We start from the raw sequence: 18,027 nt of genomic DNA, 5'->3' as shown, positions 1-18,027 counted from the left end.
GGAAGAAACCGATGCAAATTGGGATTGTTGGCTTGGGTCTGATTGGCGGATCTTTGGGGTTAGATTTACGGGGCCTGGGGCATGAGGTTTTTGGACTCAGTCGGCAAAAGAAGACCTGTGAAGTGGCCCGAGAACGCGGCATCGTCAACCAGGCCAGCCCCGATCCAAGAATTTTAAGCACCTGTGATCTTGTTTTTCTCTGTCCACCTTTGGGGCAGATGGTTTCAGTGGCGCAACAGATTCAACCCGTCTTACACCCCCAGGCCATCCTCACGGATGTTGGCTCTGTCAAGGGGGCCATTTGTCAAACCCTGACCCACGTTTGGCCACGCTTTATCGGTGGACATCCCATGGCCGGAACCGCTGCATCTGGGGTTTTAGCTGCTCAAGAACATCTCTTTGATCAACGTCCCTATGTCTTGACCCCCATCCCAGAAACAGATCCCGAAGCCTTGGCACTACTAAGTCAGCTTGTGGATGCCCTCGGTGCGACGCGTTATCTCTGCTCTCCTGAAGCCCATGACCGAGCCGTAGCCTGGATTTCCCATTTACCCGTGATGGTCAGTGCCGCCTTGATTGGAGCCGGTGGTCAAGAACCAGAATTAGCCCAATTAGCCCAGGCCTTGGCCAGTTCGGGATTTCGCGATACAAGCCGGGTGGGGGGCGGGAATCCAGAATTGGGACGGATGATGGCGGAATTTAATCAGGCGGAGTTATTATTCTGTTTAAGGATTTATCAACAGGAATTAACGGCACTAGTTGAGAAAATTGCCGCTGGAGATTGGCCAGGCCTGGAGCAGTACTTAACAATGACAAAAAAATTAAGAGAACAATATTCTCTAGATTGACCAGACAACCGACTTAGATGGCCACCAGTTGACGTTTGGGAAAGCGGCGTTCCAGTTGGCTTAAATCTTGATCAATGGCCTGGGCAAGGGCCGGGTTGTGGGGATCTGCCTGTCGAGCTTGGTTGAGATAATAACAGGCCTGGGCGGATTGTCCTTGTTTGATTAACTCTCGGGCCCAGCAGTGATAGGTAATCCCTTGCCATTGTTTCACCTCTGGATCAGTCGGGAGGGCTTGGCGTAATCCTTCTGTCAAGATAGTAGCTCGTTCAAAGCGCCGATAGCGGAGAAGTTCTTGGAGTTGCTGATAGGAGCGTCTTTTTAGTTGTTGCTCAAAGGGCGTTAGGGAAACCCGATCAGCAGTGGGGGGAGATGACACAGGAATTTTAGGCAACGTTGGCAATTTAGAGCGATCATCAGGGGCCTGGGTTGGGGCAGTGGTTGCTTGTGGGGTAGGGATGGGGAAGGGTTGGGGATTAACCGGGGAATAGGGTTTAGAGGGGCGACGTTGGGGAACTGGGCCTGGGGAAGATGGCACAACGGTAGTTTTTGGGGCCTGTGGGGCTTGGGAGGGGGTGTCCGGAGTCTTTTCCTGCGGGCGTGGGGCTTGATGCACTGGAGAACTGGCTTGAGGAGTCCGATAGGGGGCATCGGGTTGTTTCACCTCTAGGCGGATTGGGGTTGGGGCCGATTGGACAGGTTTGGGTGGGGGGGCCACTTTTCTGTCCGGGGGTAAGACTTGGCGGAGGGTTTGGTAGGCCTGGTGAATTTGGATAAAGTAATCCTGGGACTGTGCCTGATTGCTATCCGGGTGGTACTGCCGGGCTAAACGCCGATAACTTTGCTTGACTTGGGTCAGGGTGGCATAGGGAGGCAGACCTAAAACTCGATAACAATCCGCTAAGTTCATAGGAGATGCTGCACCAACAAGAACGTTTGATCAATTCCTAATGCCTTAACTACCCCAGTTCTGTTTAAGCCATGCAAGATCTTAAGAACCGACCTGAGTCAGCGCAGTTAATAGGTAGCCATGATTTTATCAAGCCAGGGAATATAAAAGGAAACCCGGGTATCGCCAAAAATTTCACCAAAGCTGCCGTTGTTATCAATGCTGTCAATATCGGCAATATTCCCCTTAAAAAAGCCCCGATCACTGTAGCCCCAAGAACTGATTCCAGCGATTTTGCCCCCAATAAACGATGGGCCAGCCGAATCGCCATTGCCTGTGCCAATTTCCATCTCACCCAGGCCTGCATCTGCCAGTTTTGGGAAATGCCGACCCAGGGCATCATGGGTTGAACGACCACTATCAAAGTCAAACAGGAGCTGACTCCCCAACACTAATTCCGAAAAGTCTGATTCGGTTGAGTTCCTGAGAATATCAATCACGGCTTCATAGCGATTTTGCCCAGCATAGCGACGAATTGCAGTATTAGATGAATCATCTTGGCCCTGAGACCCTGTGCCCAGATAGCCGTAGCCCACTTTTGTGAAGACTTGCCCAACTTCATCTTTGCGCCGGTAAAGTTCATACTGTTCAGCATCAGGGGGAGCAAGCCGTTTTAACTTGAGCAGGGCAATATCATGACCAACTTCCGATGTATAGCCCGTCCAGCCCGGATGAACGATATGCAGGCCAACAGGAATTTTCTCAACAGAGCCAGGCAGCTTAAAAACAACGGTCACATTTTCGTCTGGGCTGGTGCGACCCTCGTTTAAACAATGGGCTGCGGTCAAAACATACATCCCACCTTTGAGGAGCGAACCACTACAGGCCACAGGGTCAAGATAAACAACACCCGTGTATTGGTTCAAGGGCAATGGTTTCCGGGTTGGGCTTTGGCCTGTGGCACTAATAATTCCCCAACAGGGCCATTGGAACCCCACAATCAAAACCAGGGTAAAAACAGCTAAACCCAAGCCAGCCCGAAGTTTGGATGTACTAACCATCAAAATCTGCCAAGTTATGGAATGCTCTTACCCTAGACGGGACTAACTCGCCAAGACCCAATTCACCAAGGTCTGCACGCCAAACCCTGTCCCCCCTGGATTGAGGTAGCCATCCTCTTTTTCAACCCACACAGGCCCAGCAATATCTAGATGGGCCCAAGGAGTAGATTGGATAAATTGTTTCAAAAAGAGAGCCGCGGTAATCGATCCCCCGGCCCGGGGCCCTGTATTTTTCATATCGGCAATGGGAGATTTCATCCCCTCAAAATATTTTTCTTCCATGGGCATTTGCCAGAACTTTTCCCCCGCCTGATTTGCTGCGGTTAAGAGATGATCCGCAAGCGGTTGATCTGTCGCCCATAATCCAGCAATACTTTCGCCCAAGGCAACAATACAAGCTCCGGTCAGGGTGGCTAAATCCACAATCGCGTCTACACCCAACTTTTCGGCAAAGATCAGGGCATCGGCTAAGGTTAACCGCCCTTCCGCATCGGTGTTATTAATTTCGATGGTTTTGCCGTTGGCGGCTGTGAGAATATCGCCGGGGTGCATCGCCTTGCCACTGATCATGTTTTCGGTCGCGGCAACAATAAAGTGAACTTCGGCACTGGGTTTGAGTTGGGCAATCACTTGGGCCGCGCCTAAAACTGCTGCGGATCCAGCCATGTCCATTTTCATGGTTTCGATACCACTCCCGGAAACTTTCAGGTTTAGACCACCAGAATCAAAAGTCAGGCCTTTGCCAATAATCGCTAGTTTTCGAGTGGCTGTTCCCTGGGGTCTGTAGGTGAGATGGATAAATTTTGGCGGTAAATCCGAGGCCTGGGCCACTCCAAGGTAAGCTCCCATGCCCAAGGCTTCGCAATCCGCTTGTTCTAAAATTTCTGACTCTAAACCATAGGTGCTGGCAATGGCCTGGGCTTTTTCGGCTAAGGTCACAGGGGTGATCACATTGGCCGGGGCATTGACTAACTCCCGCGCTAGGATCACCCCCTCAGCCCGAATCGCCGCAATGGGTAAGGCCTCTTGAACGACTCCAGGCCCGAGGAGGTCAATGGATTCTGGAAAAGCAAGATTTTCTTTAGCTTCAGGATCAGACTTAAACCGGAGATCCTGATGGAGTCCTAAGTGAATCCCTTCGGCCAAGGCCTGGGTGGGATCGTTGTCATAGATAGGAACGTACAGGCCGACAGTTTTGTCGTGATCTTTACGAGCAGATTTAACAACCGTAGCAGCAGCCCGGCGAAGCGTCTCTAAGGTGAAGTCAGAAGCTGCCCCCAGGCCAACGAGCATGATTTTTTTAACTGGAGATTTAGGACTGAGCCTGACCGTCAATGAAGTTCCCGCTTTGCCTTGAAATTTTGCGTCATGGATTAGCTCAGGTAAGATGCCATCCCAGGCCTGGGGTAACTCAGCTAACTCTGCTGGCCAAACTACCGCATCCGACTCGGTAAAAAATCCAAAGGCAATTAAGTCACCTGACCAATTCAGCACAGCAGTTGTGGGGGCCTGGATATTCATAGAAAACTAAGTACGCATTTAAATGTTTCTATTCTTCAAGCTACTGTAAATCTCCCCATTAGTAAAACCCCAGCATTTTCTTATTTTCCAGTCTGCTCCAAGTGGCGACTCAACCAAGACAACCCAAAACAAAACAGCCAATATAGAAAACCAATAAATAGATAGACTTCCCCATATCGCCCTAGATAATTGGGTTGAGCCAAAATCGCTCGGGCAATCCCCGTCAATTCCAGAAGGGCAAATAAGGATAAGAGGGCCGTGTCTTTCAGGAGCGCAATAAACTGTCCGGCAATGGCAGGCACACTAATTCGCAAGGCCTGGGGCAAGATCACCAAACCAATCACTAGACTGGGGTTCAAACCCAATGCCGCCGCTGCTTCAAATTGCCCCCGCGGAATCGCCTGCCACCCCCCGCGAATATTCTCAGCCAAGTAGGCCGCATTAAAAAGCACCAGGCCCGCCACTGCCCGTAAGAGCCGATCCAACTGCCAAGCTCCCGGTAGTACAAGCGGTAACATCACTTGGGCCATGAATAAAATCCCAATCAAGGGCAACCCCCGCACCAACTCGATATAAACCGTGGCCCCATATCGCCATACTGGTAAAGAACTTTGCCGCCCCACTGCCAAGACAATTCCGAGGGGAAATGCCAAAACAATACTCGCGACCGCGACGATCAACGTTAAAAGCAGCCCTGTCCAAAGATTAGTCGGCACAACCGTTAAGCCCAGGCCCCCGGCAATCAGCCAGCCAGCCAGGCCAAATCCAATTAGGATACCCGCCCAGCGGTTAACATGCCGGAAATATTGGCCAATTCCCCAGAGGCATAGCCCCAGAACAAGCAACAAACCAATCCGCCAGGCCTGGTCGAGGGGATACCGCCCAATTAAAAATCGGAGCCAATTTTGCCCAATGACCTGCCACTGGGCCTGGAACAATAGCCAGTCTAGTAACTGCCACCCTCCCCAAAGGATGCCAATAGCCACAACAAGAGTCAAGCTTGTATCCAACCCAGTGGCAAACAAATTCTTACGCAGCCAGGCCTGGGGAGAAGTTGATCGAGACAATAGCGGCGATGGCATCAGTGGCTTACCAACTGCATCCGGCGATTGAGATAGTTAACTACTGCTGAAATAATTAAACTCAAGCTCAAGTAACTAGCCATAATTAACGCCATCACCTCCAAGGCTCGCCCCGTTTGGTTATAAGTTGTGGAAGCGACAGCATAGAGATCGGGATAGCCCACGGCGATGGCCAAGCTAGAATTTTTGGCTAAATTGAGATATTGATTGCCAAGAGGGGGAATAATTGCCCGCATGGCCTGGGGAATAATCACCAACCAGAGGGTGATAACGCCCGGCACCCCCAAGGAATGGGCAGCTTCCCACTGACCTTTAGGCACACTTTGAATTCCCCCCCGGACAATTTCCGCAATAAACGTACTCGTATAGACCGCCAAGCCCAGCCACAACGCCGAAAATTCCGGTGATAGGATAACGCCAAAGGGCAACCCCAATCCTTGCTGGCTAATCGTAACAATCCCCCCACTACTCCGAGTATTACTCTGGCTCAGAAAAATTGCAAAGTACCAAAAAAATAATTGCAGCAACAACGGTGTATTACGAAGAATTTCTATATAAATGAACGCTAACTGGCGGATCAGCCAATTTTGGGCCAATCGGCCAATGCCAACGGCTAAACCAATCACTGTCGCTAAAATTAAGCTGGCTCCAATCACCCGTAGGGAGTTTAATAAGCCAACCAACAATGCCCGCCAGTAACTTTGGGTTGGACGATAGCTGATGATACTTTCCCCAATTGAAAAGCTGGCCTGGAAATTCAGAAAGCCAAATCCTGGGGTCAGATTTAACCGCTGCAAATTGAAGCTAAGGTTGTCCCAGAGAAAATAGAAAAGCCCCCCGAGACAAGCCAACATCAGGGCCTGGGATACAAGTTGTTTGATTAAGGATTGCTTCATAAAACAAAGAGAGTGCCTCGGATTTGTGAGACACTCCCTTAGATTATCAACTTAAGAGACAAGAGTCTTAGAAGCTGAAGGTTGTCCGAACCACACCTTGAACAATGGCAGGGTTAGAGTTGAAGCCAGCACCACCACTTGTATTCGGGTTGATAATCGCAGAGATGATTGGTGTAATGCTGATATTGTCGCTAACAGGGAAGCGATAAAATCCTTCAACATTAACTTGTTGTGAACCGCCACCATTAATGAATGGAGAACCAGCAGCCACAGCCAAGGTAGAGCCAGGAATAAAGAGGTCTTTATAGCCAATACCAGCCATAAAGGTTCCAACGGTTAGACTACCAGAAGCCGGATCAATAATTACACCGCCAATTTGAGAACCAGGGAGAGGGGTAACAGCGGCATCGCTAATTCCGGCAATACCTCCCCGACCAAAGATGCCAAACTGACCTAAGTTGACTTCAAAGTTGATACCACCGGCATTGGCAGGAACACCAAAGGTGCGAGAGTTGGTGTATTGAGCTTTCACAACATAGTTGTTGGAACCATCACTGTTAATGTTTCCAGCGTACTCAAATTCAACAGAGGCTTGATAAGGATCACCGCCAAAACCACCACTTGTATTAAAGGCCGCAGCGTTAGGATTGGCAAGACCAGCGTTAGCAGCAGCATAGAGGGCGCGAACGGTAAAGCCACCTTCACCCGGGTTCCACTGAATCGCAGCACCAGCCCCACCCAAAAAGTTCATGGCGTAGGGAACAATGAAGGGGTTATTGATGAAGAAGTAGCTGCCGAAGTCCTTAGCAGGAGAGTTAGCCCAGCTATTAGTATCAATGATATCACTGGGATAAAATTGGGCTGCAGCAGTCACGCTGACATCCTCAACTGGCTTAAAGGTGTAGGCTAATCGATACAGACCAACAGTTGGTCCAAAGCCAGCCCAATAGTATTGGCCAGGGTTGAAGTAGGATTGAGTATTAAGGGGACCACCAGAGGCCAAGTTACTGTTTGCACCAATGTTGTACTGGCTGATTGCATCAAGACCACCATTACCAGTGCTCAATGTTGTTTCCAATAAGTCAGAACCCGTAAAGCTAGTGTTTAAGCTAAGAAGAACGCCAGCAATAACAGTTGGGTTCAAGGAGCCAATGGGTCCGTTTGGATTGATGGCATTATTGACAGGACCAGAGGTAGCGCCGCCGTATTGACCCGAAATGGTCACCAATCCAGAAAGTTTAGTGGTGGTAGAGAATTGGGTAGCTTCTAAGGCAGCAGTACGAGCTTCTAAATTATCAACCCGACCCCGAAGTGTGGCTAATTCAGCCGCAAACTCGTCCATCAATTTGCGAAGAGCAGCCAAGTCTTCTTTGGTGGCAAACCGATCGCTAATCACATCCAAGCAAGCATTCAAAGCCGCAGCCATTTCATAACGAGTGGCAGCCCGATTCCCCCGGAACGTTCCATCAGGATAACCGGCAATACAGCCGTACTTCTCAACCAAGGAAGCCAAAGCTTGGTAAGCCCAGTCGGTTGGACGGACATCAGACAATTGGGAGACAGAAGTCACCTGCCCCATGGAGTCTTCTACGGACATCAACTGACTGACGGAGGTGACGTTGGAGTTATCAGCAACAGTTGGGGTCGCAGCAGGCAAAGAAACAGGAGCCGGAGCCACATCATTGGGTTGAGCAGCCAGTAGGGCATCAAATTTAGCTGTAGAAACTTGAGCAGCTTCAGAAGTAGCATTGCTTAGGGAATCTGTTACAGCTTGGGCAGGATTTAAGCCACCAATTACCCCTAAAAGGCTCAAGCTACCTGCCAATAGATAATTCTTGTTCACGATTAATTTACTCCTCACTCACTCGGTTATTAGGAGATACAGAATAGATTACTGATTCTGCCTCATCCTGATGCAAAAGTAGTGTATTTTCAGGCTAGAGATATAGCTTGAGTTATCATTAATACACCATCACCTAATATACTAAGACACGAGCCAATCATCGTCAACCCCTCTAATGAATTTTGCAGCAGCAGTTGATGATATCCGCCCCGCAGCATAGGGGAAGGTCAAGAAATCATGGTCGTATCCTAAGAGATAAAGCTTTAGATAATTAGATTAAGAGCAGATGAACAACATGGTTGAGGCTGGTAAGGATGGCTCTTCACAGGATCATGATTTGGATTTGGAGCAAGCTCTCCAAGAACTTGAACAGTACCAGGCCGACTTAAACTATCACCAGGCCCAGTCTTCTCTGCATCATCTTCTAGAGCGGTTGGATTTAGCCCCCCAGGAAGCCGCAGCACTAGCCGAAACACTTAACAGTTTGGAAGAGATGCTCACCAAGCTCCAAGAAGGGGTCGTGCATATTGCCGTATTTGGGCTGGTGGGACGGGGTAAGTCTTCCTTGCTCAATGCCCTACTGGGACAAGATTGTTTTGCGACGGGGCCAATTCATGGGGTGACGCAAACTAGTTCCCGGGCGGTCTGGGCAACATCGGCGGGGGGAGCATCCGGTAGTTCTCGAGTGGTGTTACCCGGCCTGGGGCAGTCGCGGGTGGAATTGATTGATACACCTGGCCTGGATGAAGTGGGTGGGGAAGCGCGCCAAGCCCTAGCTCAAGGGGTGGCTCAGCAAGCAGACTTAATTTTATTTGTCATTTCTGGGGATATGACGAAGCTGGAGCACCAGGCCTTGTGGGAATTACGCCAAGCCAGCAAGCCGATCCTCTTAGTGTTTAACAAAGTGGATCAGTACCCAGAGGCCGATCGCCAGGCCATTTATGCCAAAATTCGGGATGATCGGGTGAAGGAAATTCTGACCCCCAATGAAATTGTCATGGTGGCAGCGGCTCCCCTCGTTCCCAAATTGGTCAATCATGCTGATGGGCGGATCACGGCTGAGCTAACCCCTGGTCCACCACAAATTGAAGATTTGAAATTAAAGATTTTGCAAGTGCTTCAGGAAGAAGGCAAAGCCCTGGTAGCTTTGAATACACTCTTGTTTGCCGATGGGGTCAATGAGCAAATTACCGAACGAAAAATGGCCATCCGGGACAGCCAGGCCAATCAACTCATCTGGAAAAGTGCGACAGCCAAAGCTCTTGCGATTGCTCTCAACCCGATCACAATGGTGGATATTGTCAGTAGCCTGGTGATTGATCTGACGATGATTCAAGCCTTGGCAAAACTCTACGGCCTGGAAATGACTCGGGAAGGAGCGACCCAACTCTTGCAAAAAATCGCCTTGACCATGGGGGGAATCAGTGCCAGTGAAATGTTAGCTAATCTCGGCTTGAGTTCCTTAAAGGGAATCTTAGGCTTGGCGGCCCCGGCTACTGGCGGCGCGTCCTTAGTTCCCTATGTTTCGGTAGCGATTACCCAGGCCGGGATAGCTGGCTTTTCCTCCTACACGATTGGGCAGGTGAGTAAGGAATACCTAGCCAATGGGGCATCTTGGGGAGTCGCTGGGCCAAAGACAGTCGTGCGGGACATTCTCGCGTCACTGGATCAGTCCGAAATCTTGGGCCGCCTCAAATCAGAATTGCAACAACGTCTGCGCCCCAGCCGAGCTTGATTCATCGGTAGTCTCCTGGGTTAGGGGTCAAAGTCCCGTGCCAGATCCCCTTGGGTAATTTTGTCTAAAACTAACTGCCGGTAGAGTTCTAGTTCTTGAAAGGTCACTTGGCCATCCGCAGCAATTTGCTGTTTAATGCGGGCCATCTCGTCAGCAGAGAGAGAACCATCGGCGATGGCACTTTCAATTAGGGTTTGTAAGCGTTTGAGTTCCGCCATCATTTCCGGTGTTGAGGGAGCAGATTCAGGGCGATAAATATCCATAGCAGTCACCAGAGTAAGGGTCTGAGAAGGAGGCAAAACTTACTTAGCAAAGTAAAATGGTGTTGAGACTATGACTAAGCATGGAACTGGCCATACCTTTAGGCTAAGTCCTGAACCTTTTTTTAGCTTTGATGATTTCTGTGTAAATTGAGGCAACATCCCGTTCCCCCTGGCGAGCCAGGTTGGCATTTAACCTGTGAAATTGCTGCTTGCGGGAGGTTTTAACTTAATAACCATGTCGGTGATGGCTGCTAGGATTTAAGCACTAATTTTACCCGCACTGAGGACAGGGGCAATGGAAAATGTCCAGGACAAGGATCAGCAAACCCTGTTGCCGGAGCCACGCTTGCCGATTGAACCCGTGGATCGCCTGATTGAGCCTTTCTCCCGCTTTCTGCACGTTGAGTCTGCGAGTGGCATCGTTCTGCTTTTGGTGACGGTTGTTGCTTTAATCTTGGCAAATTCGAGCTTTTCTGACTCCTATTTGCGCTTTTGGCAAACTCCCCTGAGTCTTTCTGTTGGCTCCTGGCAGATGAATTATTCCCTCCAACATTGGATCAATGATGGACTGATGGCCGTCTTTTTCTTTGTCATTGGCCTGGAGGTGAAGCGGGAAATTGTTTTGGGGGAACTTAAAAACCTACGGGCAGCAATTATTCCTCTGGTAGCGGCGTTGGGGGGCATGGTGATCCCAGCGGCCTTCTTCCTTCTTCTGCAATGGGGGGAGGCCGGACAACGGGGTTGGGGGATCCCAATGGCCACTGACATTGCTTTTGTGGTGGGTTGTTTAGCCATTTTGGGAACCCGAGTACCGAAAAGTCTCCGAATTTTACTCCTGACCCTGGCAATAATTGATGATATTGGGGCTATTTTGGTGATTGCGATTGGCTACACCGATGAACTGCACTTGAATGCCTTGGCCTGGGGGTTTGGCGGAATTGGCTTGATCGGGTTGTTATTACAAATTGGTGTGCGGAGTTTGCCCCTTTATGTCCTGCTGGGTCTGGGGGTGTGGTTTGGCTTTCATGAGTCGGGTGTCCATGCCACGATTGCCGGGGTTATTTTGGGATTGATTACACCGGCCCAGGCCTGGATCAGTCAGGGACTATTGGCGGAGTTTGTCCAAAAGTTAGGGGATGTTCTCCAGGGAAATAGTGGACTGTTGGGAGATGAACGCCAGGCCCTTGTGGAGTCTGTTACCGTGGCCGCCCAGGAATCTACCTCTCCCGTTGAACGTTTAGAAGCGGCCCTCCATCCTTGGGTTGGCTTTGGGATTATGCCTGTGTTTGCCCTGGCCAATGCGGGGATTCCAATTCAAGGGGCGGGCTTTAGAGAGTCTATTGTGATGGCCTTAATTGTCGGGTTAGCTGTGGGTAAGCCAGTCGGGATTCTCCTCTTCAGCGGCTTGACGGTGTTGCTGGGGTGGGCCAAGTTGCCTGATGACATGACCTGGGGGATATTGGGGGCGAGTGGGATTTTGGCGGGGATTGGCTTTACGATGTCCCTGTTTATTGCTGGGCTAGCTTTAACTGGAGATCTCTTAGATGCAGCCAAACTAGGGATTTTGTTGGGGTCGGCCCTGAGTGCGGTGGTGGGAATGCTGCTGTTGGTGTGGCTCCTCCCCAGGCCTGGGCAAACCTCCTTAAGCAATACCCCATTGACCACATCCTTAATTAACAATCAGTGAATCTCCAGTACCCGTGGGTCAAAATAAAGCAGGAGAGATGTGACGGCTGTAATAGCGATGCGGGAAACCATGACCGGGGCTGAGTTACACCAAAAGCTCCTAGATAAATGGGGGCGTTCCTATGATCTGCAACTACGGCGGACTCAAGGTAAGATTTTTCTGCAAGTTATGTGGCGCTACCTCGAACAGGCCTCGTTTCCCAGTAATGAACTTGAATATCGGCAACATCTGAATGCCATTGTCCAATATCTCCAGGCCTGGGGCTGTGTGGATCAGGTTTTGACCTTTATTGAACGCACCCGCGAAAAACCTCGCCTTGGTAAAGCCGTCAGTATTCCCTTAGATTTGGGCGACCGAACCAGTGAATGGATTTTGGAAGAATTCTCTTAAATTTTGGCATCCCCCTAAATCCAAGAGTAGAGTAGGAATTAGCGGGTGTGAGGGTTTTTAATTCATTGGCCATTGATTCAGACAAGTTATTGATAAACAATTAACACCGGATACAGGTTGGGTTTTCTAAATTTTTGTATCTCGGCCCCTGTTCGCAAGCATATGGCTAATTTCCTGGCCTGGGATAACTTCTGGCCTGCCTGACTTAAATCATTGGTGTGACACGACATGAATACCGCGGAACTTTTAGTTAAATGCCTGGAAAACGAAGGGGTAGAGTATATTTTTGGCCTGCCCGGTGAAGAAAATCTTGATGTCCTCCAGGCCCTGCGCCAGTCTTCGATAAAATTCATCACCACCCGCCACGAACAAGGGGCCGCCTTTATGGCCGATGTTTATGGGCGATTAACCGGAAAGGCGGGGGTTTGTTTATCTACCTTGGGGCCTGGGGCAACCAACTTAATGACCGGAGTGGCTGATGCCAATTTGGATGGTGCGCCCTTAGTCGCCATCACCGGACAAGTGGGAACCGACCGGATGCACATTGAATCCCACCAATACCTAGACCTTGTGGCCATGTTTGCGCCTGTCACCAAGTGGAATGCTCAAATTGTCCGCCCCAGCATTACCCCCGAAATTGTCCGCCGTGGTTTTAAGTTGGCCCAGGCCGAGAAACCGGGAGCCGTCCACATTGATTTACCCGAAAATATTGCGGCTATGGAAGCGATTGGTAACCCCCTGAGGACGACCGATCACGAAAAAACCTATGCCTCCTATCAAGCAGTTCAGGCCGCCGCCGAACTCATTAACCAAGCCCAAAATCCAATTGTTCTGATTGGGAATGGAGTCATTCGGGGCCATGCCTCAGCCGCCCTTACACATTTTGCGACTGAACTCAATATTCCCGTTGCCAATACCTTTATGGGGAAAGGCGGTATTCCCTACGATCATCCCTTGGCTCTCTGGTCAGTGGGGTTACAACAGCGGGACTATATCAGTTGTGGGTTTGATCATACCGATTTAGTCATTGCGGTGGGCTATGACCTGATTGAATATTCCCCCAAACGCTGGAACCCGGATGGGAGCATCAAAATTATTCACATTGCCACCACCCATGCCGAAATTGACAGCAGCTATATTCCTGAAACAGAAGTCGTGGGGGATATTTCCGACTCACTCTATGAAATTCTCAAACGGGCAGACCGTCACGATAAACCCACCCCTTACGCCCTGCATTTGCGGCAAGACATTGTGGCTGACTATATGCAATATGCCCGTGATGACGGTTTTCCGATTAAACCCCAAAAACTGATTTATGATCTGCGCCAAGTCATGGGGCCAGATGATATTGTCATTTCCGATGTTGGGGCCCATAAAATGTGGATGGCCCGCCACTACCACTGCCAACGCCCGAATACTTGCCTGATTTCTAACGGTTTTGCGGCCATGGGCATTGCGGTTCCAGGGGCCTTAGCCGCTAAGTTAGTTCATCCCGATCGGCACATTGTCGCGGTGACTGGCGATGGGGGTTTCATGATGAATTTTCAGGAGCTTGAGACCGCTCTCCGGGAAGGGACAAACTTCACCACAATTATTTTTAATGATGGCGGCTATGGCTTGATTGAGTGGAAGCAACATCGCTATTTTGGCGAGTCGGCATTTATCAAGTTTGGTAATCCAGATTTTGTCAAGTTGGCCGAAAGTATGGGACTGAAAGGATACCGAGTCGAGTCGGCTTTGGACTTTATTCCGATCCTCAAAACAGCCCTCGAACAGGATGTCCCCACCATTATTGATGTGCCTGTGGACTACAGCGAAAATCTCCGATTCAATCAACGCATTGGCGAAATTACTTGTAGCTATGAATAAACTTTTAGGAGGTAGGAGTAGCTGTTAGCTTAAATTCCGCTTGCCAGGCCCCGCCGGTCGGAATCGTTAATAAATCTTCCCCCGTATTTAAGGCATTGCGAGGGGCTGTCCAGGGTTCAACACAGACATAATCTTTGCCAACAATTGTCCAAAATACTAAAGTCGAATAATCTTCGGAAAAATCAAGGGTGAGGGTTGTTCCGGTCGCAGCATTGATCACCTGGGCCTGAGTTTGCGCCAAGGGGCGAAAGGCTAAATCTAACTCTGGGGCCGTCCAGTCAAATCTGCCGTCAAAGGGGGTTGTGATTTGTGCTTTTTGATCCGTGACGGTGGTAGCGGGAATGACGAGTTCTACGGCTGACTTATTGGCAATTTGAAAATAGGGATGAAAGCCGAAACTAAAGGGTAAGTCGGTGGGGCCAGGATTGTGGAGGGTGGTCGCGAGGGTCAGGCTGGTGGCCGTGAGGGTATAGGTCAATTCCAAGCTAAAGGGAAAGGGGTACTGGCTGAGGGTAGTTGGATTATGGCTGAGGCTGAGGGTCAGGCTGTTGGAGGTTGGTTGGTTGACATCCCAGGCCTGGTCACGGGCAAACCCATGCTGCTTGAGGGAGTAAACCTGTCCCTGATGGTGAAATGTGTTCTCCGGTAAGTTGCCACAAATCGGAAACAGAATTGGGATGCCGCCCCGGACACTTAAATTCGGATCTGCAAACCGTTCTTGGTCTAAGTAAAGTAAATCCTGCCCCGACACCTGCCAACGGGTAATGATGCCGCCCCGGCCTGGGACAACTTCTAAATGGGCCTGGTCATGGCTGAGGGTATAGGTTTGAGCAATAGTCATTGGGAATGATCCTAGGGACGGAACTATAGTGTTGTCAGAATACTACCGAGGGCGATTGCCAGAAAACCTCATCGGCCCCCACTCCCCAGTTGGGATAAATGCTGCCCAATAGTAGGTGTTGTTGTACTGTGTACCCTTTACAAAGCTCAACTGTGCCTGCCGCAATGCCTCCCCCCGTCCTTGTCCCCTCAGCAAATTTTCGTAATACTTGATCATCAACTCCTTGGTTCCAGCATCACCTACAATCCACAGGGAGCTGAGTTGACTTTCTGCACCGGCTAAGACAAACGCCCGCCGCAAGCCATACACACCTTCTCCAGTCGGCACATCCCCCAACCCCGATTGACAAGCCGAGAGGACAACTAGCTGAGTTCCCTGCAAATCTAAGCCCGAAACTTCTAGTGCTGTTAAGATGCCATCTTCCTTACCGCTTTGACGAACATTACCTCCCGCCAGCCAAAGACCCGACCGCAACAAGGGATTTTCTACAGGTAAGCCAGAAATTTCTCCCTCAACTCCTCGAATGGCTCTATCTCCAACATTGGTAGGTTTGCGGACGGCATTGCTCTGAAAGAATCCGTGTGTCGCCAAGTGCAAGACAAGGGGCTGAACGCTGGCTTTAAGTTGATTTTCAGTGGCTGTGGCACCTGTAAAAATTTTGGCGGCGGGTAATAAGGCTTTAATTGCTTCAGCTTCGGGACCGGTGTTGGGCAGGCGGCCGAAGGTAAGTTTTGCTAACTCTTGACTGACTTGGTTAACACCTCTCGTTCCACTGGCTGATGATGATCCTTGGGCAAGGAGAGTGGGAGTGCTGCTGGGCACCCCAGGTCGGTCATAGTCAATATTGGCAAAAATCAGGGGCGGGTTCGAGCTAGGGGTACCGGGGCGGAGTAAGTCTCGACCAGAGGTGAGATAGGTAATTTGATAGGTTTCAATTAAATAGCGATTTTGAGCATCGACGAGAGCGGCAAACGGAATTAAGTTGAGTTCGGCATCAGGAGCAATGAGTAAATGCTTCACCTGAGTTCCCAATTTAGCCCGGATGGGTTCAAGGAGGAGGGCATCGGTTTGGCGGGCAACGGGCTTGACGGCACCACTGGGCAAGCGGGGATCGCTGATTTTGTTCATGAATTCTTTGAGTTGCACTTCCAGTCTGGCGGCCTCACCTAAATCTACCCAATGTACGTTTCCTTGGGGCAACAGAATATAGGCAGCATAGCGCGGGGCCTGGAATTGACCTATTTTCGGGTTAAAGGGCTGGTATTGCATAAACTCAATCAGGGCAGCATCGGCTGGAATTTTCTGTTGGAGTGCGGCAATAGTTACAGGTTGAGTTACGGCTTGAAAAGTGGCACTGCGCTGGCTGAGTTCAGTTTCAATTTTGTCGGCATTCGCTTGTAGGTTTTTTAGCGTTGCAATTTGTCCGGGCTTCAAATCCGTGGCAAATGTAATTTGGGCAATTTGCGTCCGAATCGCACTCAAGTCATCTAAGAGTTGGGCAGCGGCGGGGGATAAGTTGCGGCGAAGGCTGAGGCTGGCGTTACTGAGCACATCTAAGACCCGTCCTTTGCGGCGGAGAATTGTTGTTAGGGCCTGTTGGGCTGCTTCAGGGGAACTCGGCATGGCCTGGAGGTGGTAAGTCAAAGCCCCATTAGTTGACTCTGTAAATGTTTTTAAGTAATTGCGTTTGTATTCTTCGGAGCCAATGACTAAGTTTTGCGCCAGATTTGTTTCTTCAATATTCAAGGCTCGGTTGAAGAGGGGGAGGCTTTGGGTTGTGGTATTGTTAGCCCAGTATAAAATGGCCAAATTGTTGAGGCTGGCGGCCAGAATGGGGTCATTGGGGCTCTGAGCTTTTTCCAATATGGCTAAACTACGTTGATAGAGGGGCAGGGCCTGGGCATAGTTCCCTTGATCTTTGTATATTACTGCCAAATTGTTGAGGCTAGTAGCTACATCAGGGTGATCGGGGCCGAGAGCTTTTTCTCGAATGGCTAAACTACGTTGATAAAGGGGCACGGACTGGGCGTAGTTCCCTTGATCTTGGTATATTCCTGCCAAACTGTTGAGGCTGGAGGCTACATACGGGTGATCGGGGCCGAGAGCTTTTTCTCGAATGGCTAAACTACGTTGATTGAGGGGCAAGGCCTGGGCATAGTTCCCTTGATCTTTGTATACTACTGCCAAACTAATGAGGCTATTAGCTACATCAGGGTGATCCGGGCCCAGAGCTTTTTCTCGAATTGCTAAACCACGTTGGTAGAGGGGCAGGGCCTGGGCGTAGTTCCCTTGAGCATGGTAGAGTGCTGCCAAATTATTGAGGCTTTGGGCTACATCGGGGTGATCGGGGCCGAGAGCTTTTTCCCGAATCGCTAAACTTCGTTGATAGAGGGGCAGGGCCTGGGCGTAGTTCCCTTGAGCTTGGTAGAGTGCTGCCAAATTATGGAGGCTGATGGCTACATCGGGGTGATCCGGGCCGAGAGCTTTTTGTCGAATGGCTAAACTACGTTGGTGGAGGGGCAGGGCCTGGGGGTAGTTATTTTGATCTTGGTATAGTCCTGCCAAATTGTTGAGACTATAAGCGACATTGAGGTGATCCGGGCCCAGAGCTTTTTCCCAAATGGTTAAACTACGTTGATAGAGGGGCAGGGCCTGGGCGTAGTTCCCTTGAGCTTGGTAGAGTGCTGCCAAATTGTTGAGACTATAAGCGACATCGGGATGATCCGGGCCCAGAGCTTTTTCTCGAATTGCTAAACTACGCTGATAGAGGGGCAGGGCCTGGGCGTAGTTCCCTTGAGCTTGGTAGAGTGCTCCCAAATTGTTGAGGCCAGTAGCAACATTAGGATGGTTGGGGCCAAGAGCTTTTTCCCAAATTGCTAAACTACGTTGGTAGAGAGGCAGGGCCTCATTGTAACGTCCTTGTTGATAAAGCTTTACAGCTTGCTCATTAAGTTGATTTGCTTCTGCCAGGCCCCCACTTTGACTAATGTATTCAGTCGGCCTAACTTGAGCAATGACTTCTCCGGAAAAAGTTATCGGAGCTCCCCCTAGACACAGTAACAGCCCTGCAATTAGCCCCCTACCGCTTTTCATGATCTCAATTCT

General features: G+C 50.1%; 14 protein-coding genes. 5 read left to right on the top strand and 9 right to left on the bottom strand.

The features are described 5' to 3' along the window. Window positions 1–11 precede the first annotated feature (11 nt). Window positions 12–848 (top strand): prephenate/arogenate dehydrogenase, encoded by an 837-nt coding sequence (locus SYN6312_RS06945; protein ID WP_015124152.1) that lies wholly within the window; start codon window positions 12–14, stop codon window positions 846–848. A gap of 13 nt (window positions 849–861) precedes the next feature. On the opposite strand, the gene SYN6312_RS06940 is transcribed toward SYN6312_RS06945, so the two are convergent. The 6 genes from SYN6312_RS06940 to SYN6312_RS06915 form a co-directional block, all read right to left on the bottom strand. Beyond that, the gene (locus tag SYN6312_RS06940) at window positions 862–1,755 is read right to left on the bottom strand and encodes a J domain-containing protein (RefSeq protein WP_015124151.1); all 894 of its coding nucleotides are present in this window, start codon (window positions 1,753–1,755) and stop codon (window positions 862–864) included. 107 nt (window positions 1,756–1,862) lie between these two features. Continuing rightward, window positions 1,863–2,795, bottom strand: a complete 933-nt coding sequence (locus SYN6312_RS06935) for a trypsin-like serine protease (RefSeq protein WP_015124150.1) — start codon at window positions 2,793–2,795, stop codon at window positions 1,863–1,865. Between the two features lie 42 nt (window positions 2,796–2,837). After that, window positions 2,838–4,316, bottom strand: coding sequence for a leucyl aminopeptidase (locus SYN6312_RS06930; protein WP_015124149.1), 1,479 nt, complete (start codon window positions 4,314–4,316; stop codon window positions 2,838–2,840). A gap of 80 nt (window positions 4,317–4,396) precedes the next feature. Next, the gene (locus SYN6312_RS06925; RefSeq protein ID WP_015124148.1) at window positions 4,397–5,398 is read right to left on the bottom strand and encodes an amino acid ABC transporter permease; all 1,002 of its coding nucleotides are present in this window, start codon (window positions 5,396–5,398) and stop codon (window positions 4,397–4,399) included. Then, a complete protein-coding gene (locus tag SYN6312_RS06920) occupies window positions 5,398–6,294 on the bottom strand; it encodes an amino acid ABC transporter permease (RefSeq protein WP_015124147.1) in 897 nt (298 codons plus the stop codon). Before SYN6312_RS06920 ends, SYN6312_RS06925 begins: the two co-directional genes overlap by 1 nt. A gap of 67 nt (window positions 6,295–6,361) precedes the next feature. Continuing rightward, the gene (locus tag SYN6312_RS06915; RefSeq protein WP_015124146.1) at window positions 6,362–8,137 is read right to left on the bottom strand and encodes an iron uptake porin; all 1,776 of its coding nucleotides are present in this window, start codon (window positions 8,135–8,137) and stop codon (window positions 6,362–6,364) included. A 295-nt stretch (window positions 8,138–8,432) separates the two neighbouring features. On the opposite strand from SYN6312_RS06915, the gene SYN6312_RS06910 reads away from it, so the two are divergent. Then, window positions 8,433–9,872, top strand: coding sequence for a GTP-binding protein (locus tag SYN6312_RS06910; RefSeq protein ID WP_015124145.1), 1,440 nt, complete (start codon window positions 8,433–8,435; stop codon window positions 9,870–9,872). A gap of 20 nt (window positions 9,873–9,892) precedes the next feature. Here the strand turns inward: SYN6312_RS06910 and SYN6312_RS06905 are convergent, their stop codons facing one another. Next, entirely contained in the window at window positions 9,893–10,135 is a 243-nt protein-coding gene (locus tag SYN6312_RS06905; protein WP_015124144.1) for a hypothetical protein, read from the bottom strand. 295 nt (window positions 10,136–10,430) lie between these two features. Here SYN6312_RS06905 and nhaA point away from each other — a divergent pair, with 295 nt between their 5' ends. The 3 genes from nhaA to SYN6312_RS06890 all read left to right on the top strand — a co-directional run bounded on the left by nhaA (window position 10,431) and on the right by SYN6312_RS06890 (window position 14,081). After that, window positions 10,431–11,822: a Na+/H+ antiporter NhaA gene (nhaA, locus tag SYN6312_RS06900; RefSeq protein WP_015124143.1), complete on the top strand. Its 1,392-nt coding sequence runs from the start codon at window positions 10,431–10,433 to the stop codon at window positions 11,820–11,822. 69 nt (window positions 11,823–11,891) lie between these two features. Next, the gene (locus SYN6312_RS06895; RefSeq protein ID WP_015124142.1) at window positions 11,892–12,212 is read left to right on the top strand and encodes a DUF3067 family protein; all 321 of its coding nucleotides are present in this window, start codon (window positions 11,892–11,894) and stop codon (window positions 12,210–12,212) included. 228 nt (window positions 12,213–12,440) lie between these two features. Further along, on the top strand, window positions 12,441–14,081 hold the full coding sequence (locus tag SYN6312_RS06890) for an acetolactate synthase large subunit (protein WP_015124141.1): 1,641 nt from the start codon (window positions 12,441–12,443) through the stop codon (window positions 14,079–14,081). A gap of 4 nt (window positions 14,082–14,085) precedes the next feature. On the opposite strand, the gene SYN6312_RS06885 is transcribed toward SYN6312_RS06890, so the two are convergent. Continuing rightward, on the bottom strand, window positions 14,086–14,922 hold the full coding sequence (locus SYN6312_RS06885) for a galactose mutarotase (RefSeq protein ID WP_015124140.1): 837 nt from the start codon (window positions 14,920–14,922) through the stop codon (window positions 14,086–14,088). A gap of 42 nt (window positions 14,923–14,964) precedes the next feature. Beyond that, window positions 14,965–18,015 (bottom strand): CHAT domain-containing tetratricopeptide repeat protein, encoded by a 3,051-nt coding sequence (locus SYN6312_RS06880; protein ID WP_015124139.1) that lies wholly within the window; start codon window positions 18,013–18,015, stop codon window positions 14,965–14,967. Window positions 18,016–18,027 lie beyond the last annotated feature (12 nt).

The sequence above is a fragment of the Synechococcus sp. PCC 6312 genome (genome assembly GCF_000316685.1).
Classification (GTDB): domain Bacteria; phylum Cyanobacteriota; class Cyanobacteriia; order Thermosynechococcales; family Thermosynechococcaceae; genus Pseudocalidococcus.
This window is presented reverse-complemented; position numbering and strand designations above follow the sequence as displayed.